General features: G+C 62.4%; 1 protein-coding gene. It reads left to right on the top strand.

The window, feature by feature from the left end; genetic code table 11:
• Window positions 1-1,196 (top strand): C4-dicarboxylate transporter DctA (gene dctA / locus CR492_RS20220; protein ID WP_102845501.1); only part of this gene is annotated, 1,196 nt, incomplete at both ends.

Genomic DNA, 1,196 nt, shown 5'->3' with positions numbered 1-1,196 from the left:
GCCCTGTTTGGCTGGCTCTGGCCGGAATATGCGACCGCGCCATGGGTGAAGGCGCTCGGCGACGGCTTCATCAAACTCATCAAGATGCTGATCGCGCCGATCATTTTCTGCACGGTCGTCGCCGGCATCGCCCATGTCTCGGACGCCAAGAAGGTCGGCCGCGTCGCCATCAAGGCTCTGATCTATTTCGAGGTCGTCTCGACCTTCGCGCTCGCCCTCGGCCTCATCGTCGGCAATGTCGTGCAGCCCGGCGCAGGCTTTTCCGGCCATGGCGACGAGGCGGCCGTGGCGAAATACGAGCAGCATGGCGAGGGGCATTCGACGGTCGACTTCCTGCTCGGCATCATTCCCGACAGCGTCGTCGGCGCCTTCGCCAAGGGCGACGTGCTGCAGGTGCTGCTGTTCGCTGTCTTGTTCGGCTTCGCGCTGATGGCGCTCGGCGACCGCGGCAAGACCGTGCTGCATATGATCGACGAGGTCGGGCACGCCATCTTCGGCGTCATCAACATCGTCATGAAGGCCGCCCCGATCGGCGCCTTTGGCGCGATGGCCTTCACCATCGGCAAATATGGCCCGCAATCGCTCGGCAATCTCGCCGGCCTCGTCGCCACTTTCTATGCCACGGCGGCGCTGTTCATCTTCCTCGTTCTCGGAACGATCGCCCGCATCGCCGGCTTCAGCATCTTCAAGTTCCTGAATTACATCAAATCCGAACTGCTGATCGTGCTCGGCACCAGCTCGTCCGAGAGCGCCCTGCCGGCCTTGATGGAAAAGCTCGAGCGGCTTGGCTGCTCGCGCCCCGTGGTCGGGCTTGTCGTGCCGACCGGCTATTCCTTCAACCTTGACGGCACCAACATCTATATGACGCTGGCCAGCCTGTTTATCGCCCAGGCGCTTGGCGTCCATCTCGATTTCGGCCAGCAGATGACCATTCTCATCGTCGCCATGCTGACCTCAAAGGGGGCGAGCGGCATCACCGGGGCCGGCTTCGTGACGCTGGCGGCGACGCTCGCCGTGGTCGATCCGCGGCTTGTGCCGGGCATGGCGATCGTTCTCGGCATCGACAAATTCATGAGCGAATGCCGCGCTTTGACCAATATCATCGGCAATGGCGTCGCCACCGTGGTCATCTCCTGGTCGGAAGGCGAGCTCGACCGCGAAAAACTCAACGTCGCTCTCGGCAAAAAAATCGACGT

The sequence above is a fragment of the Methylocella silvestris genome (assembly GCF_002891535.1).
GTDB lineage: Bacteria > Pseudomonadota > Alphaproteobacteria > Rhizobiales > Beijerinckiaceae > Methylocapsa > Methylocapsa silvestris_A.
The sequence above is the reverse complement of the archived record's forward strand: the minus strand, read 5'-3'. Positions and strand labels throughout refer to the sequence as shown.